The following is a 21,458-nucleotide window of genomic DNA, read 5'->3' as shown; positions in this document are numbered from 1 at the left end:
AGTTGAGGGTGACGGACCAGTTGCCGTTGGTGTAAGAGATGCTGATGATGCCAAGGTTGCCTTTGATGGCGACATTTTTATCGGACATGGTTTTATCGGACATGGTTCACCTCCTGTTTGATGGATTGAAAATCGGTGAGTGTCACTTGATGGATGGACAGGCTGTCTTGCAGCTTGATGTATTTCACTTCAGTCCTCCAGACCCATGATTTTGCCGTCGCTGATTCTCTTGACGCGCAGAATGCCCACTCGGGTCAAAAATTTGAAGATGCGGGTTTTGAAGATGTACGGTGTGGGTTCCATTTATTCTCCTTGGGCGACCATGCTGGGCACCTGAACGTTCCATGCAACCCGGATGGCACCGATGCAGAAGCTGAATTTGATGGGCTTTTGGATGAATTTGATTTGCTTCATGGGTCCTCCTTCCTTCTTGTTCCTGCTTGTTTGTTCTTGCTCTCTCGTTTGTTGATATCAGCATACGGATCTGTTTTCACAAGACCATTTCTCTGCATGTTCTGCTGGCATTCAAGTCAAATAGATTTTGAACCCAATTCAAAAAAGTGAAAAAAACAAAGCCCGAGCGGTCTCGGGCTTCGGACAGAAATGGGGAAGGGTTCAGGAAACAGCGCGCACAGGCCGGGCAGAGAGGCCCAGTCCGCGCATGGGGGCCTGACACAGGACGCTTTGCATGTTCTGCGAGGTGCCTGCCAGAATCGAGTCGCCCAGCCGGGGGTCCATGCCCACCCGTTTCATCACTTCGAACATCAGGCGGGTGTCCTGACGGTCCAGAGCCAACTGAATCAGGTTCTCTTCAAAGTAGCCTCGGAGCTCTTCACTGAATGGGCTGACCGACTGGGGAAAGAATGGCCCTCCGTACAGTTGAACGCTGCGCTCCAAGTCTCCCACCTTCAGGGCCTGTTCGAGGTCCAGAGCGTCCACCCTGACGGGGGTGCGAAGTTCGTAGCGCTGAAAGACCGTCTGGATGTCGAAGCCCAGATTTCTGGCCCGTTGCACCAGATTGCTGAGGGCACTGCCCGAGACCTCCTCGCCAAAGAGGGCATTTTCAACGAGGTCCCGTGCGGCGTCTCCCTGACAACTGGCCAGAAAGACCACCAGTTCCAGAGGACGGGATTGCTTGATGATTCTGTGGTTCACAGTGAGGCGGCCAAGGGTTTGCAAAGGGATGGGTGGGGTTTCTGTCATGGAATGTACCTCGGGTTCAGGCAGGAATGGGGGGTGAATGTGCGGTGAATCCTGCAGGTGTTTCCATTGATGCATGTGGGGGGTCAAGGGGAGGGTTCCAAAAAGTTGGTGACCTGTTGGTAACCCCCCTTGATGTGTACTGATTGCATCGCGGTTGCGGAGGTCTCTCAGGAGCATCCTGGGCCTGCCGCTCAAGGAGGTTTCTTTTGGTGTTGACGAACGATGCAGAAGTGATTGCCGAATCCCTGCGGATGCAACGCACCGATCTGGCGTTGGCGGTGCAGGGGGTGGCGTGCAGTTACCGGCCTCTGATGGGCAAGCACCATCCGGTTTTGAAAGACGTGTCTTTGCATGTGGACCGTGGAGCCATTTGCGGAATTGTGGGGGCCAACGGGGCCGGAAAAACCACGTTCCTGCGGATGCTGGCCGGTCTGATTCGCCCAGAGCAAGGAGAATTGAAGGTGCTGGGTCTGGACCCCTGCAAGGACCGGGCAGCATTGATGGCCCGCAGTGGGGTGCTCTTGAGTGGCAAACGCAACTTTCCAGACCGCTGGACGGTGCGAGAGGTGCTGGAGTACAGCGCGCTGCTGTATCAGGGTCGCAGGGGCATCTCGGAGGTGGCAGACACTTTTCTGCTGTCCGACAAACTGAACTTGCAGGTCGCAGAGCTTTCTCTGGGAAACCGACAGAGGCTTTCTCTGGCTTCCATCTTCGTGCATGACCCGGAGATTGCCCTGCTGGATGAACCCACGCTGGGTCTGGATTCCGAGAGCATCGACCGGATGCTGGCTTTCCTGGCCTTGCGTTCCAGAGAGGGAAAAACCACCATTGTCACCTCCCACGACCATGGGGTGCTCGGGCGCATGGTGACCGAGGTGGTGCTGCTGCGAAACGGCATGCTGGTGCCTTATCACCCCGAGGAGCACCGTCAGGGCTGGATTCGCCTGACCCTGGACCGCCTGCCCGATGTGGCTTTGCCGGATGGGGTGTTGCAAGACGGCACCCACCTGAGGCTCCCCAACCGGGTGCGCTTGCTGGCCGAGGTGTTTGACCGCCTCGGGGCCGCAGACATCAACATCATCGACATGCGGCGGGAAAACCAGCTGGAATCCCTGATGAAAAAAGAGGAGGTGCAGGGTGCTGCAAGGCTTTAAAATTGCCGGTTTCAAAGTGCGTGCCGACCTCAAAGAGCAGCGCAGGTACCCCTTGCAGATGGTTTTTGGACTGCTCACCACCGGAGTGGTGCTGTGGGGACTGGGCCTCGGGGCCGCCAAAACCAGTGGGAACGCGGCTTCGCTGGCCACCCTCTCGATGTTCATTGCCACAGCAGGGGTTGCGGTGTTCTACATGGTGCCCAGAGCGCTTGGCTCTGGCGAGGACCATCCACCCGAGGAAATCATGCTGTTCCCTTACCGTCTGGGCAGTTTGCTGATGACCCTCAGCCTGACCCTAGGGGCACAACTGGCGCTGGGTTTTGGGGGGATGTACGTGCTGATGGCCTTCCTGACCCGCAACTTGAGTTTCCCCATCGAACTGATTTTTGGGGCTCTGGGACTGGCGGTGGTCAGTGTGCTGGGTCTGGGGATGCTGATGTTCGCCCTGAAGATGGTTTTGCGCAAGGTGCAGAACATCTCCACACTGGTGCAGCTCGGGTTGTTCGGGGTGGCTTTTGCGCCCGTCCAGCAGTTTGGACCGTGGGTGGATGCCTTGCCTCTGGTGGGCGTGATCCACTGGCTCCACAACCCCACATGGTTGGGTGCAGGATGGATTGCATTTTATGGATTGATCTGGCTTCTGGTGGGTCTTGTGGCCGTCCAAATTGCAGAACACACAGTGATGAAAAGGGGGATTGCAGCCCATGCATGATGCGTTGAACGTTCAAGGATTGAGAAAGAGTTACGGTGGCAGAGAAATTCTCAAAGGACTGGATTTCCGTTTGCCTCAGGGGGCCATGGGGCTTTACCTCGGGCCGAACGGAGCAGGGAAAACCAGCACCTTCCGGTTGCTCTCGGGTCTGGAACACCCCGAGGGTGGGCAGATTCAGGTGTTCGGGCAACCCAGAGGGGACCACAGCAAACGCCTGATCGGGGTCACGCTGGAAGAACCACGTTTTTACCCTTGGCTGACTGGCCGGGAAACCTTGGAGATCGTGGGCCACTACCGTCAGGTGGAAAACCCCCGCAAGTGGGCCGTGGATGCGCTGGAACGGGTGGGCCTCGGGCATGCCATGAACCGGCCTTCCAAAGGGTACTCGCTGGGGATGCGCCAGAGGCTGTACCTCGCTTCGCAACTGTTTCCAGAGGTGAAACTCTTGCTGCTGGACGAGCCCACCAACGGGCTGGATCTGGAGGGGCGTGAGCAACTCTGGGCAGTCCTCAAGACCCTCACCGCTGAAGGGGTTTCGATGCTGGTTTCCACCCACCAGGTGCTGGAGGCCGAACGTTACGCCGAACATCTGGTGGTGATTCACGCCGGACAGATCGCCTATCAGGGCTCTTATGCCCAGCTGGCTTCCAGCCGCCGTCTGGTGGTGGAGGTGGACGACCCCGAGCGTGCCCGCAATGTCCTCAACCTGCATGGCCTGCAATCTGCCCCTGCCCGTGACAGCCGTGCCGTGGTGGTGGATGTGCACATCAAAGAAACCCGTCAGGTGCAAGGGATTCTGGAACAACAGAACCTGACCGTCCTGAGCAGCCGTCCTGAGGACCTTGAAGAACTGTACTGGAGGATCAAAGATGCTGGCAGCAGAGTTGCTTAAACTGAAACGCAATCCAATGGGTCTGGGTCTGGCCGTGGCCGGTTTGTCTTTGCCTGTGCTGGTCTACGCCGCCAACCAGATGAACCCCAACATGCAAGTGCAGGCCAATGGAGAAGCTTACCTGCTCCCTGCCCACGCGGTTCTGGCCCTGCTCACCCCTTACCTGCTGGCTCTGGAAACCCAGCAAGCCACCGCCAAGTGGATCCTGACCACCCCCACCTCTGCCCTGAAGGTGCTCTTTGAGAAAATCATGGTGATTTTGCTGGTGGTGGTGCTCAGCCTCGGGGTGTCCTTCGCTCTGGGCAACCTGCCCGAGAACGGTGCTGCTTTCGGTGCAGGACTGGCCGGGATTTTCAGCAGCCTTGGCACGCTGGTGCTCCTGACCGCCCTGACCCGCAATTTCGCTCTGGTGCTGGTGGTGGGTTTTGCGTGGATGCAGATCGTTCCGCGTGTCGTGGCGGCTTTGCCCGAGAACATCCAGCCGATTCTGGCTGCGGGCCTGCCCGGCATGGGCATCACCCACTTTGGCAGCGACCCCGAGCACCTGTGGATTCGCACAGGCATGACCCTGCTGATCTGGGTTCTGGCCCTCGTGCTCTGGAAAAAACGGGGCATCACCTTATGAGCCCCCGAACCATGAAACCCCTCAGGGCTGCTCTGGCGTTGCTGGGCTTGCTGGGAAGCACAGGTCTGGCCTTCTCCTGCAAAGAACTGGAGACCGCCCAGAAAAAGCTGAAATCCTCCCCTTTTACCCTGTACCGCGAAGCCACCCTGTACGTGGATGACACCGTGGCTTACCGCGAAGCGTCCCGCCTCGACTTCAAAAACGGCAAGGTGCAGGTCAAGACCCTCAAAAAAGAGGAAAGCAAGACCGCCAGTGTGAAGTACAACCCAGACAGTCCACTGCCCGAGTTTTCCTGCGCCAGCTTCGTTCAGGACAGCAAACGCATCCTCAACACCGAAGGCATCAAAGAGCTGGAAGGGGGCAAACGTGAAATCGAATTTGCCCTGAAAGAAGGTCGCCTTTTCCCAGCACAGGTGATCGAAAGCGGCAAGGTGGGCATCCTGTTCTTCAAGAAAAACATCCGTTTTGAAGTGAAATACCGTCAGGACTGAGCCCCAGTCAACCCGTACTCAAACCGTCGGTTTGCAGACCAGAGCGAAATGTCTCTGGTCTCTTTTTGTCTTTGGGGGTCCAACCTTTATCCTGTCGGTATGCGCGTCTTCCGTGAACGTATTCCTGTGACCGTGATTGGTGGCTTTCTGGGGGCCGGAAAAACCACACTGGTCAATCAACTCATCCGCCAGAACCCTTACAAACTGGGGGTGATCGTCAATGAGTTCGGTTCTCTGGGCATCGATGGTGCCCTGATCGAAAACCTCCCCGAGGATGACATCACTGAACTGACTGCCGGTTGCCTGTGCTGCACCGGGCGCAACGACCTGATCGAGGCTCTGGTGAAACTGGTGTCCCGCCCGCAACGCCCCGAGTATGTTTTGATTGAGCTCTCGGGTCTGGCCGATCCGGTCCCGGTCATGCAAACCCTGCTGGACCCTCAGGTGCGGGCGATTTTTGAGTTGGACGGTCTGGTGACGGTGCTGGACGCCCGGAATTTTTACGCCACCCTCGAACAGAACCCCGAGATGGCCTTGCAACTGGCCTATGCCAGCACCATCGTGATCAACAAATCCGATCTGGCCGATCAGGAGCTGTTGGCCCTTGTGGAAGACACCTCCAGCAAACTGGCCCCTCTGGCCAAAACCATCAGAACCCACCACAGCGAAGTGGATTCCAGAGATGTGCTGAACCAGAAGCACTTCTCTGCGGACCTCAAAGAAGATGTGCTGGAAACCACCCACGAGCACACCAGAGGGGTCAAAAGCTTTGTCTTGAAGCACGATCAACCTCTGGACATGATCCGCTGGCATTACTTCCTGCAAAAATTCATTCTGGAACGTCCCGGTCATGTTTTGCGTGTCAAAGGCTTTCTGGCTTTCAAGGACATCCCTGAGCAGGTGCTCTTTCAGGCGGTCCGTGACATTTTCAGTGCCGAGGCCCAGACCGAACTTCACTCGGGCACCTCCAGACTGGTGGTGATTGGTCGGGATCTGGACCATGCCCTGTATCAGGCGGCCTTTACAGAATGCTCTGGGGAACCCACCACCGCCTGAGATGGCAAGGTGGCCTACAGCGTTTTTTTGCTGATGGGCACAACATGATGAAGGGACACTGAAAGAAAACTGTCAGCATTCTTTCGTTACAATGTGCCATCCAGACCAATCCACCCTCGTGGAGTTGTGTTCGGGATGGCGGCAGCAAACCCTTTTGGCCCCATCATCCCTGTGTTCAAGGAGTCCCTTTCGTGTTGCCCACCCTGATTGAAGTTGTTGCCGAAACCCCCATGGACGTCAGAGCGGCCCAGAGCAGCGGGGCCACCCAGATTTTGCTGGTCCGTCAACTTCTGGAAGGCAGCACCAGCACCGACACCAAAACCATTGAAGCTTGCCTTGAGCAGGCCAAAATTCCCATTTCCGTGCTGGTCAAGCCAGACACCGGAGATTACTGCTACGAAGAAGCCCGCCGAACCCGCACCCTCAAGATTCTGGAGGTGTACTGGAAACGGGGCATCCGCAACATCACTTTCGGTGCCGAGCATGACGGTGTTTTTGACTGGGATTTGCTGGAAGAAGCCATCCACTGTGGTTTCACCGTCAACATCAATCAGGCGTTTGATCTGGTGCGCAATCCTGTGGGCACCTACCAGAAACTGGTGCAATACCCCAAAGTGTTGCAGGTGACCACCTCTGGCCGGCCCTGGAGCACCCCCGATGGGGATGTGCCTCTGGAGCATCTGATTCCCCACACCAGCCCTCACCTTCCTGTTCTGGTGGACACCACAGGTTACACCGAAGACCGCATGGTGGCTTTGCTCAACTCGGGTGTGCATGGCGTGCATCTGGGCAGAGGTGTCCGTGATGCGCAAGGCAAACTCAATTACGGCAGTCTGGACCGCTGGGTCAACGTGTGCCAGAACCGCAACAAACGCACCCGAACTTTTTGAGCTGAACTTCAAGAACGGGCCAGAGGAAACTCTGGCCTGCTTTTTGTTCTGTTTTTTCAGCCATGCAGCAAGGTGTTCACTTCACTGGCAGGGGAAGGGGCATGCTGCATCACCCATCTTGCAGCTCCGTCCCAGTCGTAGACCACGCGGCGAAAATCGGTGAGCCAGCGACCTTGATGCTGTTCCAGCAAGGTCCAGCGGGCTCTGGGGTCTCCGTCCACCTGATGGCTCACTGCACCTGCATTGACGATCAGGTGGTCGTCCAGTCGGGTCATGCCTTCCCGGTGGGTGTGCCCGCAAAGCACCACCCGAGCAGACACCCCTGCCAGATGTTCCCGCAGTTCCTGAAACCCGTTGGCCCGGTAAGGCCCTTTTTGCCATGACCAGAGCAGGTGACCGGAGTGGCTTTTCAGGTCACCGTGACACATCAGCACTTCACCGTTCAGAACACTGGTGCTCAGGGGCAGGGTGGTCAGGTGGGAAACGGCCTCCTCTGGCAACTGCTCCCGAATCCATTTCAGGAGGGGTTGATGCGAGGTGATCCACGGGTCGGTGTTTCCCTGCACCTCTACGGCCCCGATTTCTTGCTGAAGCGCATAGGCTTTTTGAGGGTTGGCCCGGCCATACACTTGATCCCCTAGGTTCACAATCAGGTCCGGACTCTGGTTTTGAATGTCTTTCCATATGGATTCAAGGGCAAAAGCATTTCCATGCACGTCACCGATCACTGCAATACGCATGGGTTGATTTTACAAAATTCGTTGTCAATGTCAGATGCCGAAATAGGCCAGAAGTGCAGGGGCTTTCAGTTTTGTTTGTACAAGTTGCTAACAAAAATGACAGTGACTTTGCAGATGGTTTAGGATATGTGTGGGTTTTCACAAATGAATCTGTGTGAAATACCCAACAAGGAGATGTTTATCGATGAAAAAAATTGTGAAGTATGGTGTATTGACCCTTCCGCTGATGGCCCTTGCTTCTTGCGCCACCACCCAGATGCCAGATCCACTGCAAAGTTACAAGAATCAAAAGCTCACCTGGTATCAATGTGACACCAGCGTGGTGCCTTATGCAGATCTGGACGAGAGTGGACGTGCAGAGTGTGCCGATGTCAAGGTGCCTCTGGATTACCACAATCCCGCTCTGGGCAACGGCACTGTGGCGGTCATGCGCTACAAAGCAGGAAAGCCTGCCGAACGCAAAGGGGCCATTTTCTTCAATCCGGGTGGACCTGGAGGAGATGGGCATTATCTCGGCGCTTTGTTCGGCTTCCTGTGGTCCAATGGCAACCCCAACACCACCATGGGCGCAAAATTGAAACAACTGTCGGATGAATACGATCTGGTGGGGTTCTCACCCCGTGGAACAGGCTCCAGTTTCCGCACGGCCTGCGGCACCAATGAGTTGTTGGGTTTCACGGCATATCCCTCAGAAGACCGTTCTCCTGAGAACCTGGCTTCCATGCAGCGCAATGCCAAAATCATTGCGAATGCTTGCAGCAAAACACCCACCAATGCCTACATCAACACGGACAACACCGCCAGAGACATGGACCTGATCCGTGGCCTGATGAAGGACCAGAAACTCAATTACATCGGTTACTCTTATGGCACCTGGTTGGGGGCGTGGTACACCAAACTGTTCCCCGAGCGGGCAGGCAAAATTTTGCTGGACAGCAACATGGCACTCGACAAATCCATGGACGACGCTTTTGGCATGCAACCCATGAGCTTTGAGCGTCACTTCAGAGACGTGGTTCTGGGCTATGCTGCCCGGCACAACGATGTGTATGGTCTGGGCACCACCAAAGAAGAGGCTTACGCCAAATACAAGGCCCTCCCTGCAAGTCTCAAAAATGCCCTCAACAACACCGGCATGATCAACAACATGTACTACGCAGAGGGCATCGTGCGGATTCCCGTGGGATTGGTGGCTGCTCTGGGGGTTCATGACATCATCAAACAGGGCAAAGACGGTTTTGAGGTTCTGGATGCGATTGCCAGTTATCCTTTTTTCAAAAACCCTGAGATGAACAACATGGCCATTTCAAATGCTTATGATCTGGCGTTCTCTCACCTGAATTATGCGTCCCGTGCTCCCTCCACTGCAGAACTTGGTTCTTCACAAGCTGTTTTTGCTGCTGTGATGTGTGGGGATACACCCTCCATTTACAACAGCTACCAGCAGTATGTGGATGTTTCCAACCAGGAAGCCAAAGATTACCCGCTGCTTGGTGGAGATGCCACAGCCTTCTGCTATTTTTATGGACATCCCCGGGCCAACAAACCCGCCACGCCCAGTGCCCAGAAGATGCCGCCCATCATGATGCTGCAAAGTGAGTACGATCCGCCCACGGCCCGTGAAGGTGCCCTGAGTGGTTTCAAATCCTTGCCCAATGCCCACATGGTGTTTGTGGACAACGATGCCACACACGGTTTGTTCCCTTACGGAACCGAGTGTGTGGACCTTCCGGTGTTGAATTACTTCCTGCATGGCACCCTGCCTGCCAAAAATTTCAGTGTGTGTGAAGCCAAACCCCTTCCTGCTTTGAAGGCTTTCTGGGGCACGGAAGAACTGGTTCCTGCGGAACTTTCAGCATTCGAAGTGGGCCAGAATTATGACCAGAACAGTCCTGTTCCCAGCCAGGTCAGCAAACAGGGCTTGCCCTACAGTTTGAATGTGTACAAAGACCCTGCAGTGGCTGAAAAAGTGCTGGTTGAAATCCGTAAAATTTTGCACAACAATGCCCTGCCTGTGGGCCAGCAGATGTTTCGCAACAAGAAACAGTGATCGAGAGGGGCATCTGTCCATTTGGTCAAGGTGAAGGATTGTCCGGAGATCAAGGGGTTTTGGTGTGGTGAAGGTCTGAATCCAACAGATGGATGTTGAAATGAGGGCACCTGCATGCAGGTGCCCTCAAAATGTTGGGGATGGTCCACCCCTGACATCCGCAGCAACAGGCAAAGGATCAGACCAGGCTTCTGGCACAAAGTGCGCTGCAACAAAAAAGACAGGCACGAAGCCTGTCCTGAGGGTACAAAAAGCTCAAACGCCGAAGTGGGCTTTGGCTTTGTCGATGAAGGACTCTTCACCGCCGGGAACGTCTTCCTCGGGGAAGATGGCGTTCACGGGGCAGGCGGGCACGCAAGCGCCGCAGTCGATGCACTCGTCGGGGTGAATGAGGAATTGATCTCCGGCGTCGTAGATGCATTCCACAGGGCACACTTCGGTGCAGGCCTGGTCTTTGGTTCCGATGCAGGGACTAACGATGATGTGAGGCATTCTTCCACTCCTTCCTTAGGTGGGCCTAAGGTCAATATGCAAACATTATGGAGACTAATGGTCAGGGTTTCAAGTGTAGAGGTATACAAATTTGCGCTTCCAGAGAATAAAACTGACTGATCCACTCGGGATTAAAAAAGTGAAAAAACATCCATTTCTTGTGATTTTAGATCTGATTTTGCAAGACCACCTTTGATCCTCGCAAGGTCTGGGACAAGGCTTTTGAAAGTCTTTCAGAAATGTTGACCTGTTTTTTCATTGGACCGGATGCAAAAAACTCTTTTTTTCAGGGGCTTGGGTAAAATGAAGTCACCCCAACAAGGAGCAACCATGGCAGAGACCCCGCTGTACCTGAATCCTGACCTCGACTTGAACAAGCGTTTGCAAGACCTGCTGGGCAGACTCACCATCCGCGAAAAAATCTCACAGCTCTGGCATGAAGCGCCGGGCATTCCCAAACTGAACATCCCGGCCTACAACTCCTGGAGTGAAGGCCTGCACGGGGTCGCCAGAAACGGACGGGCCACGGTGTTTCCGCAAGCCATCGGCATGGCAGCCACCTGGAACCCCAACCTGATTCAAAAAATTGCCGATGCCATCAGCACCGAAGCTCGGGCCAAATACCACACCGCCCTGAGAAAAAACGGCAAAACCGACATCTATCAGGGCCTCAACCTGTGGTCTCCCAACATCAACATCTTCCGCGACCCGAGGTGGGGCCGGGGTCAGGAAACCTGGGGCGAAGATCCCTTCCTGACCGGCACACTTGCAAGCGCTTTCGTCAGGGGTTTGCAGGGCGATGACCCCGTTTACCTGAAAACCGCTGCCTGTGCCAAACACTATGCGGTGCACTCTGGGCCAGAGAAGTTGCGTCACGGTTTTGATGCGCAGGCCAGCCTGAAAGACCTGCATGAAACCTACCTGCCCGCTTTCAAGGCTCTGGTGCAAAATGCGCAGGTGGAGGCCGTGATGGGGGCCTACAACCGGGTCAATGGCGATCCTGCCTGTGCCCACCCTTACCTGATCGACAAGGTGTTGCGTGAAGATTGGGGCTTCAAAGGGCATATGGTTTCAGACTGCTGGGCCATTTCGGATTTTGATGGTCCCCATGCCTACACCCCCAACCCCACCGAAAGCGCAGCCAGAGCCCTGAAAGCCGGATGCGATCTGGAGTGCGGTTGCCGTTACGCCCACCTGCTGGAGGCTTTTGAGCAGGGCATGATCACCGAAGAGGACATCGACCGTGCCCTGACCCGCGTCTACACCACCCGCTTCAAACTCGGGATGTTTGATCCCCCAGAGCGGGTGCCTTACGCCAACATCCCTGAAGAGGTGGTGGCCTGCGATGCCCACGCCGAATTGGCTTATCAGGCTGCTATAGAATCGGTGGTGTTGCTGTGCAACAAAAACAACATCCTGCCCATCCGTTCGGACCTCAAGAGCCTGTTCATTCTGGGACCCACCACGGCCAGTGTGGAGGTGTTGCTCGGGAATTATTACGGCATGAATTCCCGCCTGACCACCCTCTTGGAAGGTCTGGTCGGACGCATCCCCGAGGGGGTCCGCACCGAGTACCGCACCGCCACCCACGTCTTGCACGAAAGCCAGGCCCACTCCAAGTGGATGTACCAATCCGCTGCCTCCCACGATCTGGTGATCGCCTGCATGGGCATCACCCCCCACATGGAAGGGGAAGAAGGCGAATCCATCGACTCTGCCGAAAACGGCGACCGCACCCGCATTGAGCTTCCCGAAGTGCAGCTTCAGGCTTTGCGCCAACTGTCCGAAGCAGGGGCTAAAACCGTGCTGGTCCTGACCGGAGGTTCTGCGGTCGCTCTGGAAGAGGTGGCCGATCTGGTGGACGCCATCGTGTTCGTGTGGTATCCCGGTCAGGAGGGGGGCCGTGCAGTGGCCGATGTGCTTTTTGGCGATGTTGCACCTTCTGGCAAATTGCCTGTGACGTTTCCCAAAAGCACCGAAGACCTGCCCCCTTTTGAGGATTACAGCTTGAAAGGCCGCACCTACCGCTACAGCGAAAAAGAGCCGCTGTTTCCTTTCGGGTTTGGTTTGACTTATGGGAAAGTGGAATGCACCAACCTTCAGGTGCCAAGAGAGGCCCTGCCAAACCAGCCTTTGCACATCAGCGTGAACATCAAAAATGCAGGCCCCAGAGACGTGCAGGAAGTGGTGCAGGTATACGTGAAGCATCTGAATCAACCTCTGGCCCCCTTGCAGCAACTGGTGGCTTTCCAGAAATGCACGGTGCCTGCCCAATCCGAAACCACCCTCACGTTTGAGCTGGATGCAGACCGCCTGACCTTGATCGGGGAAGACGGGAAACCCTTCTGGCCAGAGGGCACCCTCGAACTGACGGTGGGAACCTGCTCTCCGACTCAAAGGGGATTGGACCTTGGGGCTGCACCTCCTCTGACGGCAACGGTCCATCTGCACTGACATCCACTCCCTGAAGCATTTCCTCAAACCGTCTCTTTGTTTTCCAGCACCCTTTTTGATCTTCAGAAAGGGTGCGGATTTGTTTTTGGACCACTTTCTTTTGGTTCTCTGGGTCACCTTCTTTGCAAAACAGCGAGGCAACACACACTCGAAAAGTTCATGGGTCCTTAAGGTGTTGCTCGTGGGACCAAACAGATCTGCACAGGGCAAAAACGCTCTGGTGCAACAGCTTATTTTTGTTCCCAGATTTCTTGAAAAAGAGGGTAAACACATGCGTCAATGGATTTTGGGACTCACCCTGCTCAGTTCTGTGGCCTTTGCCAGCAGCCCGGCCACCCAGCCCAGCGCTCAGGCCAACACCCGCCCCTGCATTGCCGATCTGGTCAGCACCCTGCCCCAGTTCAGCACCCTGAAAGTGGCCCTCACCGAAGCCGGTCTGGTGGATGTCTTCAAAGACAAGAAAGCCCGATACACCGTCTTTGCCCCCACCAACGATGCCTTTGCCAAAGTGCCCAAAGAAACCCTCGACACCCTGCTGGGCAACAAAGAACTGCTCACCAAAGTGTTGACCTACCACGTGGTCAAAGGGGCCATCACCTCTCCCAGCGTGGTTCGCCAGAAAAATGGCCTTTTGACCCTGCAAGGTGAAAAAATTCAGGTGACGGTCGGCAGCGATGTGCTGCTGGATGAAGCCAAACTGCTGCAAGCCGATGTGCGCGCCTGCAACGGTGTGGTGCACGTGATCGATTCTGTGCTGGTGCCCATGGAAGTCATGGAAGCCCTGAACGAGCCTGCCCCCGGCATGGGTGCCACCGCACCTGTGGCCCCTGCTCCCGAGTGCAAAGACATCGTGGACATTGCTGCGGGCAACCCTGCTTTCAGCACCCTCGTGACCGCTGTGAAAGCCGCTGGACTGGTGGACACCCTCAAGAGCGCTGGTCCCTTCACCGTGTTCGCACCCACCAATGACGCTTTTGCCAAAATCCCTGCGGACACCCTGAATGGTCTGCTGGCAGACAAGCCTGCCCTGACCCGCGTCCTGACCTACCACGTGGTGGCTGGCAAAGCCATGGCTGCCGATGTGGTCAAACTGACCGAAGTGAAAATGGTCTCTGGAGACACCGCCAGAGTGATGGTGATGGACGGCAAAGTGATGCTGGACAACGCCAACGTGATCCAGACCGACATTCAAGCTTGCAACGGCGTGATCCACGTGCTGGACAGCGTGGTTCTGCCCCCCCATGTGATCTGAAAACGCCTGCATCAACTTCCTCCACGAAAGCAAAAGCACCCCGATTTCTCGGGGTGCTTTTGCTGTTGCATTCCTAAAAATCAAACAGGCCGTCCAGCCATCATGAACGACGCGGTCATGCCTCCATCCACGGGCAAAATTACGCCGGTGATGAAAGAGGCTGCCCCAGAGGCCAGAAAATGCACCACGTTTGCCACTTCATCAGGCGTCCCGAGTCGCCTTAAAGCGTGCAGGTCTTCCCAATCTTTGCGGGTGGATGCTGGACTGGGACTGCTGGCAATGGCCTCAAGGACCGCTTCGGTGGCGATGGCTCCGGGGGCCACGGCATTCACACGGATGCCTCTGGGGGCAAAATCCAAGGCCATGCTGCGGGTCAAATTCACCAGAGCCCCTTTTGAGGTGTTGTAGGCTGCGTTGTTTTGTTCGGCAAACAGCCCTTGCACGCTGGCGACGTTCACAATGGAGCTTCCTTCAGGCATCTTGGGCAAGAAATGCTGGACCAGACGCACAGGAGCAATGGCATTGACCTCCATCACCTTGCGGAAGAGGTCAAGGTCCACCTCTGCTGCACTGCCCGGCTGGCTGGTGGCTGCATTGTTCACCAGCACATGCAGGTTTTCCCCTATCGCCTCATCCAGATGATCCAGGGTATGGACATCCAGCAAATCCCCATGCACCCCCACCGCCCCGAGGGATTCTGCCACTTGCAAGACCTCTGGCAATAGGTCCAGCATGATCACTTTTTCTCCGTCCTGAACAAAACGCCTGGCAATGGCCAGCCCAATTCCACGGGCGGCTCCGGTCACAAGAAGGGTTCGCATGGTTTCACGCTAACAAATTTGCAGGCCTTCAACCATGAAACAAGATCTTTGTTGTCATCACTGACACGGTCTTGACTTTTGGTTAGACTGAAATTGCGATGAAAAACCATTTGCATCCATTGACCCAATATGCACACAATATCAGGATGGGCATCCGGATTTTGCAGTTTATTTTTATTGGCCTTGCCTTGCTTCTGATCAAAGATCTTTTGTCTGATCCACTGCAGATGCTGGCGGTGTTCTGTGTGGGCCTGATGTTCATTGCCATTGCCGAAATCACCCGCAAATGGATTGGTTTGTGCGAAATGCATGCCCTCAGGTTCTCGGCACCAGAAGCAATGCAAAAAGTGGGAAACAGCATGCGTTATGGACTGTTCAGCATGCTGACCTTGCAAACCCTCTGGTGGCTCTTGTATCCCACACAGGTTCGAGATCAGATGACTTGGGGAAGCTTTTTTGTGTTTCCTCTGCCTGCCAACTGGGGGGTGTTCGAACTGGTGACCGGGGTGGCCTCACTGCTGCTGTGGTTGGCTCTGGAACGCTGGACCTGTGCCATGCAGCAACGCTTGAAAGGCGACGCTTCTGCACGCATGCTCCAAACCACTTTCGGGTTTGTGGCTGTGGTGGTGGGCATTTTGCAGATCCAATACATCCTTCACCTGTTGTTGTTGCCGTTCATGCCGGCCCCAGAGCAATGGACCGGATACCTGCAATTGGGGCTTCATGCTGGATATGCCGTGTTTCTGACCTGTTTTCTGGGTTGGGTCAGGGGCTTTTTGCAGCACATGACTGCCCTGAGCACTTTGCGTGCAGCTCAAGCTGTGCCCGCACCACAGGGATGAACAGGTTCACTCAAAGCTCTGGTTGATTTGAAAGCCATCCTGTGCAGGAGGGGTTTTCTTGCGGTCTTTGGCTGTTCCCAACCGTGCCCCCAAGAAACTGCCCAGCAGATCGAACCACCAGTCGTCCATGCCAGCCATGCGCATGGGCACAAAAGCTTGATGGATTTCATCAAAAGCCCCATACCACGCCCCGAGCACCCAGGCTGCAGTCCAGTTCCGGGTGGCTTTTCCGAGCAAAAAGCCCAGCACCAGATAGGTCAGGGTATGGGCGACCTTGTCCCATGGGGGAGGCAGCCCCACACTGGCCCCTGTCTGTGCAGAGAAGGCAAAAACGATTCCCATGTAGACCACACTGAGGACCCACCATCCCACCCTCATTCGTGCTCCACCAGTTCGATCAGGGTGCCCTGACCCCATTTGGGGTGCAAGAAAATCACTCTGGAGCCTGCCCGACCTGGACGGGGAGCTTCACCAATGAAGCGGGCTTCCTGGGTCTTCAATTCCGCAATTTTGGCTTCCAGATCGGGCACACGGAAAGCCATGTGGTGCAGTCCCGGCCCTTTCTTGTCCAGAAAAACCTGAATGGGACTGTCTGCTCGGGTGGGGGAAAGCAGTTCAATGAGCACACCGCCCACCTCAAAGACCCGCACCTTGACCCCCTGAGATTCCACCTCTTCATCGGCCTCAATGGGATGCAGGCCCATGGCCTGATAGGGTTTGGACCCCTCATCCAGATCCAGAGTGGCAATGGCCACATGGTCCAATTTGAGTCCTTCGGTCCAGTTGTTCAATTCACCACCCATGCCACACCTCTCGGGTTTGTCACACTTGCTTGGAATTCTGGCTGCTTGTTGGGCGCCACTGCATCTACACGATACAGCGCAGACCCTGCCACCATCCAGAAATAACCATCCAGATCAAACGTCACATCCCGCACATCCGACACAGAGCGAATCACATCACTGCCATCATCGCAGTTCGGGTTGGCATCCAGCAAGCAAGCGGTGCCTCTGGAAGACGAAAAGGCCAGCAACTGGTTTTGCTTGCGAAACAGGGCAGAAACAGGATAAGCCACCAGATCGGACAGTTCCAGTGTGGACAGGGTTTTGACGGTACCGATTTTGCTGCCATCGGAATACCGCAAGCTGTTTTGCCAGTATTCCAGACCGTTCAGGTTGCTGGGAAAAGTTTTGTTGCTGCTTTCCGGTTTGGTGGGGTTGAACAGGGACACCGCATTCAGTGTGAAGTCCCCGATGTTGTTTTTGGTGGCAAAAAACGCCTGAGATCCCGAGGCTGTGAAAAATTTGATGGGTGTCACCAGGTTGTTGACCAGTTGGATGGTGGTCCAGTTCTCTGGGGTGGCACTGTTCAGGTTGATGCCCCACAAATACTGGTTGACATCCGAATCGCCACACTGCCCGAGCACCAGAAGAAACCCATCGTTTGAACTGAGCACCGGTTTTTGCAGTTTGACGGGATTGCTGCAATTGGCCATCTTGAACACCCCATCGGTGCCAGTGCTCAGGGACCGGATTGCCCGAATGCCTGAGGGTTCTTTGCCATCGGCGACGTACACTTCGATGCGGTCTTCGTAGCCTGCGAAAATGTAGCTGCCAATGTCGGTGTTTTGCATTCCAGTGGCCACCCCAGAGCGGGGAATGCTGGTCAAAGCGGTCATCTCGTCACCGATCTGCCAGATTTTCAGGTTGACTTCTGTGGCAGCACTTTGTTCCTGAACCACCACTTTGAAAGGCACCTGTGGCTCACTGGTCCCTGTGCAGGCGGTGAGGGTCAGCAAAATCAAACTTCCTGCAAACAAACGGTGCATGTGTTTCCTCCTCAATGATCGGCAGGTGAATGGAAAAGTCCAGTTCAGAAAGGGCCTTTGATGCCCTCGGGGCTTCCGCGAAGGATGTCCCGGTAAGAGCTTTGCATCAGGTTGACCGCGAAACGGAAGGTGCCCTGATTGGGGGACCATTCCACCAGACTGGACCAGCAGCAACGGTTGTACACGAGCCTCAGGGTCGGCTGGAATTGCGGCCCGAGGTACTCTCCATTGACCCAGCGGTACTCTTGACTCAGCACACTGGCCGACAAGATCCATTGCGGCTCGTTGCCTTCACGTCCAAAGGTGGTCGTGAGGGTCAGGGGATTGAGGCGCAGCACATCGGTGCGCACTTTCGGATTGGAGGGGTCATCCCAACTGCCCGAGTAAGCCACGTCCCCTTGAATGCCCAGAAAATCGGCAGCCCACCACTGCCCACGCAAATAAGCGCTTTTCAGGTCGGTGTATTCGTGCTCAATGCCTTTGAGGTTCAGGGTTGCTTCTGCACTGAGTTCTGCGCCAGTCAGGCTCTGGCTGTAATTGGCGGTCAGGGTGGGTCTGGTGAAATAGCCCTGACGCATCAATTTGAAGGGACTGTCAAAGCTCAGGGTGAACTTGTCCACCTTGTAGGTGGCCTTCAGGTTCCCGGTCAGCTGTCTGTTGGGGTCTTCGCCAGTGTACAGGGAATGGGTGATGTTCCACTGTGAAGCCGCTCGGGTGAGGTCCAAGCTGCCCGAGAGTTGAGGGGTCTGGTAATTGTAGGTCTCTGAGAGTTTGATGCTGTAGGTGGCTGGACTGTAGTCCTCGCGGTTGGTTTGGAGCAAGGCAGCATCAAAGACCTCGATGGGACCCAGAAAGGTGTAAGAGCCGGTCAGGTTGACCGCCTGTTTCTTGTTGAGGTCGTACTCGAAGTTGGCGCTCAGGGAGTGGGCCCGGTCATTTGCCGTGAAACTGCCATCGATTCTGAGCGGATCAAAGCGGGCAGGGTTGTTTTTGGAGGGGTCTGGATTGCCGAAGTTGTACCCGGTGGCCACACTGAAATTCCAGCTGTTGTCGGTGAATTTGACTGTTCCACTCAGGGCTTCGGACTGCTGCTTGAAAAGGTTGTCCCGGTAATTGAGGGTGACCGTGAAAGGTTTGGGATTGTAGGTCAGGCTTGCAGAAGCAGTCTCTTGCTCGTCCCTTTTCTTCTCAAAATCCAACTTCTGGCTGGCCGAAACAGACATGTCAGGCAGGGGCTGCAGATTCACTGTGGTGCCCAGCGTGTGGGTTTTGCGGCGGAAAACTGGATCGAAATTGAAGGGGGTTTCGCCTTCAGAGTAGTAAAACGTGTAGTTGAGGTTCAAGCTGTTCCCGGTGGAAAAGGTCTGGCTGAAGTTGGCCGTAAAGTTCTGCTCCACCCCCCGTTCATCGGTGGAGAAATACTGCCCTGTGAAGGTCTGGTTGAGGTTCAGGTCTGCACCAGACCACGGTTTCCAGTTGTACCCGAGGGTGTGGCTGTACAGGGCACGGATGGCGGAGATCCGTTCTCCAGAGCGTCTGGCACTCGGGTTTCTGGGATTGGTTTCTGCTTCGTAGTAGCCCAGCACCAGACGGGGATCGTAAGTGACCCTGAAGATTTTGGTGGAATTGGGGTCCAGTTCAAACTCCGGAATTTTGCGCACCTGTCCCGGACGGGCCACCTGAGGGTTGGTGTCTCCATCAATGAGGCTGGAATACGTCAAACGGGCTTTGAAGGCAGGCCATTCCCCTTTGATTTCTCCATCCAGAGGGATGATGTTGAATTCACTCAGGTCGTTTCTGGAGGTTTTGAAGGTGTAATCCAGCCCGTTTTTGCTGGCCAGACCCGGCTGGTTCCCGCTGATGTTGACATCGAAACTCCAGTAAGCCCCCTGCTGACCCACAGGCTTGGGATCCATTTTGGCTTTCAGGATGCTGGTGTTGTTCAGCCCAAAAGGATTGTAAAGGCTGTGGTCCACACTGAAACCCACTGGCACATCCCGGTTCTGGTAGTAATCCAGAGCCAGGGTGCCAAAAGAGTTGGCATCAAACAGGTAAGGCAGGTCTGCGCCCACCGTCCAGCCATCAATGGGGCTCTGGCCCACATCCAGACGGGTGGGACGTTCTTTGTTCAGCATGAACACCAGAGCAGGCAAGTAAAACACCGGGGTGTCTGCAATCAGCACTTTCACGTCGTAAGCCACCAGACGGTTCCCCGGATAAATCCACATGGTTCCGGCAGTGAAGGCGTAATCGTTGGGGGTGCGTCCACAGCGTGCGCAGGGGGTGAAGTAACCCCCCTGCACCCCGATCTGGCCGGGAATCCGCTGGACGGTTTCCCCTTTGACCAGAATGTTCTGGGTGGTGATGAAAACATCTTCACCCTCCACCCCTTCAATTTCCAGGTTGACCTTCAGGTCTTCTCCAGCGAGGGTTTGCTCGGTGCTGCTGCCATCTGCATTTTTGTTCTGGGTGATGTAAAGCGCACGGCCCACCAGACGAAGTTCCCGGGCGGCTTTGTTGTACTCTACGCGGTTGGCCCGGATGGTGCTGTCATCGATTTTCAATTCCACCGGAGTGCCGGTCAGGATGATGTACTCCTGCACCACTCCGTCTTCCAGAGTGACATTGCGAAGTTCAAGCTGGGAAGCCTGAACAATTTCAATGGTGCGTGCCTGTGCCCAGCCCCACACCGCAAAAACCAGCGTGACAAAAACTTTGAACACCTTCATGTCGATGTTCTCACGTTAAAGGGCAACGGTGTCAGTTCCATGAGAGGGGAAGCATGGCCGTTAATGTTTTTTTCGTCTCTGGCTCAGGTTGTTGACCGGCCACCCGGTAGGAGCCTCTGGAAACCCCCGGATAGTAAAACCCGAGGATCTGGTCGGAAGAGTACCCCCTTTCGGCCATGTTTTTGGCTCCGTACTGGGAAAGCCCCACACCATGCCCAAAACCGCTGCCCGAGATGATCGCTCCTGCATCTGTGCTTTCGATGTTGACCCGTGTCGAATAAGCGCCCAGAGCGCGGACAATGCCTCCTGCTTCTGCACCTGAAAGTGAAAAAGCGGAGCCCGCTTCGGTCAGGATGCTGACTTGTGAGACCCGTCCGGAAGGGCTGTACCTGTCCACACGAAAACCACTGGCGGTGCCTTTGAAGCCATAGTTGCGGGCCACTCTGGTCAATTCGGCCCACGGAACATCAAGGGACCAGCTGCTTTTGGGACCCACCGAAAAGGGATCAGGCTGGGCCACCAGATAAGGCAGGTTGCTTCCCCAAACTTCAGCACTGCTGGCCGTGAAACCGCCATTGTCGCTGGAAAAAAAGGTCTTGGCGGGCCTCTGGTTGTAAGCAATGATCTGCTTGTAGGTCTGTGAAATGGCCGAATCCACCAGAGGATTCTCAGAAGACTGCCCTTTGTACACCTGGCACTGCTGGGTGGAGCACAGATCATAGAGCCCTTTGGGGTTGAGGCGCTCGATGGCATAGGTGCGGGCAATGATGGTCTGGGCTTTCAAGGCCTCCAGAGGCCAACTGGCTGGCATTTCGGCAGGGACCACACTGCGCAGGTAATCCTCGATGTTGAGGGTGTTCACGGCCATCAGGTTGCCGTTCTGGATGTAGATGCTCATGGCACCCCGGTAGCGGATGCTGTTCAGCAAGAGGCTCTGGGTTCCAGTGGTTTCCTGAAAATGCAGGGTGTCTCGCCCCGAGTCCTCACCGTTGATCAGGATGCGCCCACCCTTGAGTTCCAGATTCCACTGGACGGGTGTGCTGCTCTGGTACAGCACCGTGCCATCAAAACCCATCACGTAATGGGAAAAGGGCAAGAGCAGTTGGAGTTTGTTTTGCTGGGCAATCAGCACCCGGATTTGCACGTCCTGTGCGAAAGCCGTGCTGAACAGCAAAGCACAAAGGAAGACCAGAAAACGCATGTCCCTTCAGTTTAACCACAGGCGGA

Annotated in this window: 20 protein-coding genes; 11 read left to right on the top strand and 9 right to left on the bottom strand. The window is 55.5% G+C overall.

What is annotated here, in order from left to right; all coding sequences use genetic code 11:
- Positions 1–615: 615 nt before the first annotated feature.
- Positions 616–1,203, bottom strand: a complete 588-nt coding sequence (locus tag Q371_RS18695) for a hypothetical protein (RefSeq protein ID WP_157442818.1) — start codon at positions 1,201–1,203, stop codon at positions 616–618.
- Between the two features lie 209 nt (positions 1,204–1,412).
- Here Q371_RS18695 and Q371_RS26010 point away from each other — a divergent pair, with 209 nt between their 5' ends.
- The 7 genes from Q371_RS26010 (at position 1,413) to Q371_RS18660 (ending at position 7,023) form a co-directional block, all read left to right on the top strand.
- The gene (locus Q371_RS26010; RefSeq protein WP_157442817.1) at positions 1,413–2,357 is read left to right on the top strand and encodes an ABC transporter ATP-binding protein; all 945 of its coding nucleotides are present in this window, start codon (positions 1,413–1,415) and stop codon (positions 2,355–2,357) included.
- Positions 2,341–3,069 carry a hypothetical protein gene (locus Q371_RS18685; RefSeq protein ID WP_034343223.1) on the top strand — a complete coding sequence of 243 codons (729 nt, stop codon included), beginning with the start codon at positions 2,341–2,343 and terminating at the stop codon, positions 3,067–3,069. Before Q371_RS26010 ends, Q371_RS18685 begins: the two co-directional genes overlap by 17 nt.
- On the top strand, positions 3,062–3,961 hold the full coding sequence (locus Q371_RS18680) for an ABC transporter ATP-binding protein (protein ID WP_051964782.1): 900 nt from the start codon (positions 3,062–3,064) through the stop codon (positions 3,959–3,961). Before Q371_RS18685 ends, Q371_RS18680 begins: the two co-directional genes overlap by 8 nt.
- The gene (locus Q371_RS18675; RefSeq protein ID WP_034343221.1) at positions 3,939–4,586 is read left to right on the top strand and encodes an ABC transporter permease; all 648 of its coding nucleotides are present in this window, start codon (positions 3,939–3,941) and stop codon (positions 4,584–4,586) included. The genes Q371_RS18680 and Q371_RS18675 overlap by 23 nt, the downstream gene beginning before the upstream one ends.
- Before the next feature lie 11 nt (positions 4,587–4,597).
- Positions 4,598–5,077 (top strand): hypothetical protein, encoded by a 480-nt coding sequence (locus Q371_RS18670; RefSeq protein WP_157442816.1) that lies wholly within the window; start codon positions 4,598–4,600, stop codon positions 5,075–5,077.
- A 99-nt stretch (positions 5,078–5,176) separates the two neighbouring features.
- On the top strand, positions 5,177–6,133 hold the full coding sequence (locus Q371_RS18665; RefSeq protein WP_034343217.1) for a CobW family GTP-binding protein: 957 nt from the start codon (positions 5,177–5,179) through the stop codon (positions 6,131–6,133).
- Positions 6,134–6,324: 191 nt separating this feature from the next.
- A complete protein-coding gene (locus tag Q371_RS18660; protein ID WP_034343215.1) occupies positions 6,325–7,023 on the top strand; it encodes a copper homeostasis protein CutC in 699 nt (232 codons plus the stop codon).
- Between the two features lie 56 nt (positions 7,024–7,079).
- Here Q371_RS18660 and Q371_RS18655 read toward each other — a convergent pair whose 3' ends face one another.
- On the bottom strand, positions 7,080–7,763 hold the full coding sequence (locus tag Q371_RS18655) for a metallophosphoesterase family protein (protein WP_034343213.1): 684 nt from the start codon (positions 7,761–7,763) through the stop codon (positions 7,080–7,082).
- A 184-nt stretch (positions 7,764–7,947) separates the two neighbouring features.
- Here Q371_RS18655 and Q371_RS18650 point away from each other — a divergent pair, with 184 nt between their 5' ends.
- Entirely contained in the window at positions 7,948–9,813 is a 1,866-nt protein-coding gene (locus Q371_RS18650; RefSeq protein WP_034343212.1) for an alpha/beta fold hydrolase, read from the top strand.
- A gap of 255 nt (positions 9,814–10,068) precedes the next feature.
- On the opposite strand, the gene Q371_RS18645 is transcribed toward Q371_RS18650, so the two are convergent.
- Entirely contained in the window at positions 10,069–10,305 is a 237-nt protein-coding gene (locus Q371_RS18645) for a ferredoxin (RefSeq protein WP_034343209.1), read from the bottom strand.
- Between the two features lie 330 nt (positions 10,306–10,635).
- Between Q371_RS18645 and Q371_RS18640 the strand changes: the two genes are divergently transcribed.
- Together Q371_RS18640 and Q371_RS18635 are read left to right on the top strand one after the other, a co-directional pair.
- The gene (locus Q371_RS18640) at positions 10,636–12,759 is read left to right on the top strand and encodes a glycoside hydrolase family 3 C-terminal domain-containing protein (RefSeq protein WP_034343206.1); all 2,124 of its coding nucleotides are present in this window, start codon (positions 10,636–10,638) and stop codon (positions 12,757–12,759) included.
- Between the two features lie 271 nt (positions 12,760–13,030).
- Positions 13,031–14,011 carry a fasciclin domain-containing protein gene (locus tag Q371_RS18635; RefSeq protein WP_034343252.1) on the top strand — a complete coding sequence of 327 codons (981 nt, stop codon included), beginning with the start codon at positions 13,031–13,033 and terminating at the stop codon, positions 14,009–14,011.
- Between the two features lie 80 nt (positions 14,012–14,091).
- Here Q371_RS18635 and Q371_RS18630 read toward each other — a convergent pair whose 3' ends face one another.
- Positions 14,092–14,832 carry an SDR family NAD(P)-dependent oxidoreductase gene (locus Q371_RS18630; RefSeq protein WP_034343204.1) on the bottom strand — a complete coding sequence of 247 codons (741 nt, stop codon included), beginning with the start codon at positions 14,830–14,832 and terminating at the stop codon, positions 14,092–14,094.
- Between the two features lie 146 nt (positions 14,833–14,978).
- Here Q371_RS18630 and Q371_RS18625 point away from each other — a divergent pair, with 146 nt between their 5' ends.
- Positions 14,979–15,674, top strand: a complete 696-nt coding sequence (locus Q371_RS18625; protein ID WP_157442815.1) for a hypothetical protein — start codon at positions 14,979–14,981, stop codon at positions 15,672–15,674.
- A gap of 6 nt (positions 15,675–15,680) precedes the next feature.
- Here the strand turns inward: Q371_RS18625 and Q371_RS18620 are convergent, their stop codons facing one another.
- From Q371_RS18620 to Q371_RS18600, 5 genes are read right to left on the bottom strand one after another with little or no spacing between them, the layout of a single operon-like run.
- Positions 15,681–16,052 carry a VanZ family protein gene (locus Q371_RS18620; protein ID WP_034343200.1) on the bottom strand — a complete coding sequence of 124 codons (372 nt, stop codon included), beginning with the start codon at positions 16,050–16,052 and terminating at the stop codon, positions 15,681–15,683.
- On the bottom strand, positions 16,049–16,477 hold the full coding sequence (gene mce, locus Q371_RS18615) for a methylmalonyl-CoA epimerase (protein ID WP_034343198.1): 429 nt from the start codon (positions 16,475–16,477) through the stop codon (positions 16,049–16,051). Before mce ends, Q371_RS18620 begins: the two co-directional genes overlap by 4 nt.
- Positions 16,462–17,502, bottom strand: a complete 1,041-nt coding sequence (locus Q371_RS18610; RefSeq protein WP_034343196.1) for a hypothetical protein — start codon at positions 17,500–17,502, stop codon at positions 16,462–16,464. The genes mce and Q371_RS18610 overlap by 16 nt, the downstream gene beginning before the upstream one ends.
- Before the next feature lie 44 nt (positions 17,503–17,546).
- Entirely contained in the window at positions 17,547–20,231 is a 2,685-nt protein-coding gene (locus tag Q371_RS18605) for an LPS-assembly protein LptD (protein WP_034343193.1), read from the bottom strand.
- Between the two features lie 31 nt (positions 20,232–20,262).
- Positions 20,263–21,432 carry a SpoIID/LytB domain-containing protein gene (locus tag Q371_RS18600; RefSeq protein ID WP_051964778.1) on the bottom strand — a complete coding sequence of 390 codons (1,170 nt, stop codon included), beginning with the start codon at positions 21,430–21,432 and terminating at the stop codon, positions 20,263–20,265.
- Between the last annotated feature and the right edge of the window lie 26 nt (positions 21,433–21,458).

Origin of the sequence: Deinococcus misasensis DSM 22328 (assembly GCF_000745915.1) — a bacterium.
GTDB lineage: Bacteria > Deinococcota > Deinococci > Deinococcales > Deinococcaceae > Deinococcus_C > Deinococcus_C misasensis.
The sequence above is the reverse complement of the archived record's forward strand: the minus strand, read 5'-3'. Positions and strand labels throughout refer to the sequence as shown.

Coding starts and splice junctions, on each gene's coding strand:
- Q371_RS18640 (WP_034343206.1), top strand. CDS start 10,636: ATGGCAGAGACCCCGCTGTACCTGAATCCTGACCTCGACTTGAACAAG.
- Q371_RS18605 (WP_034343193.1), bottom strand. CDS start 20,231: ATGAAGGTGTTCAAAGTTTTTGTCACGCTGGTTTTTGCGGTGTGGGGC.
- Q371_RS18630 (WP_034343204.1), bottom strand. CDS start 14,832: ATGCGAACCCTTCTTGTGACCGGAGCCGCCCGTGGAATTGGGCTGGCC.
- Q371_RS18620 (WP_034343200.1), bottom strand. CDS start 16,052: ATGAGGGTGGGATGGTGGGTCCTCAGTGTGGTCTACATGGGAATCGTT.
- Q371_RS18670 (WP_157442816.1), top strand. CDS start 4,598: ATGAAACCCCTCAGGGCTGCTCTGGCGTTGCTGGGCTTGCTGGGAAGC.
- Q371_RS18650 (WP_034343212.1), top strand. CDS start 7,948: ATGAAAAAAATTGTGAAGTATGGTGTATTGACCCTTCCGCTGATGGCC.
- Q371_RS18680 (WP_051964782.1), top strand. CDS start 3,062: ATGCATGATGCGTTGAACGTTCAAGGATTGAGAAAGAGTTACGGTGGC.
- Q371_RS18695 (WP_157442818.1), bottom strand. CDS start 1,203: ATGACAGAAACCCCACCCATCCCTTTGCAAACCCTTGGCCGCCTCACT.
- Q371_RS18665 (WP_034343217.1), top strand. CDS start 5,177: ATGCGCGTCTTCCGTGAACGTATTCCTGTGACCGTGATTGGTGGCTTT.
- Q371_RS18610 (WP_034343196.1), bottom strand. CDS start 17,502: ATGCACCGTTTGTTTGCAGGAAGTTTGATTTTGCTGACCCTCACCGCC.
- Q371_RS18675 (WP_034343221.1), top strand. CDS start 3,939: ATGCTGGCAGCAGAGTTGCTTAAACTGAAACGCAATCCAATGGGTCTG.
- mce (WP_034343198.1), bottom strand. CDS start 16,477: ATGGGTGGTGAATTGAACAACTGGACCGAAGGACTCAAATTGGACCAT.
- Q371_RS18645 (WP_034343209.1), bottom strand. CDS start 10,305: ATGCCTCACATCATCGTTAGTCCCTGCATCGGAACCAAAGACCAGGCC.
- Q371_RS18600 (WP_051964778.1), bottom strand. CDS start 21,432: ATGCGTTTTCTGGTCTTCCTTTGTGCTTTGCTGTTCAGCACGGCTTTC.
- Q371_RS18635 (WP_034343252.1), top strand. CDS start 13,031: ATGCGTCAATGGATTTTGGGACTCACCCTGCTCAGTTCTGTGGCCTTT.
- Q371_RS18625 (WP_157442815.1), top strand. CDS start 14,979: ATGGGCATCCGGATTTTGCAGTTTATTTTTATTGGCCTTGCCTTGCTT.
- Q371_RS18655 (WP_034343213.1), bottom strand. CDS start 7,763: ATGCGTATTGCAGTGATCGGTGACGTGCATGGAAATGCTTTTGCCCTT.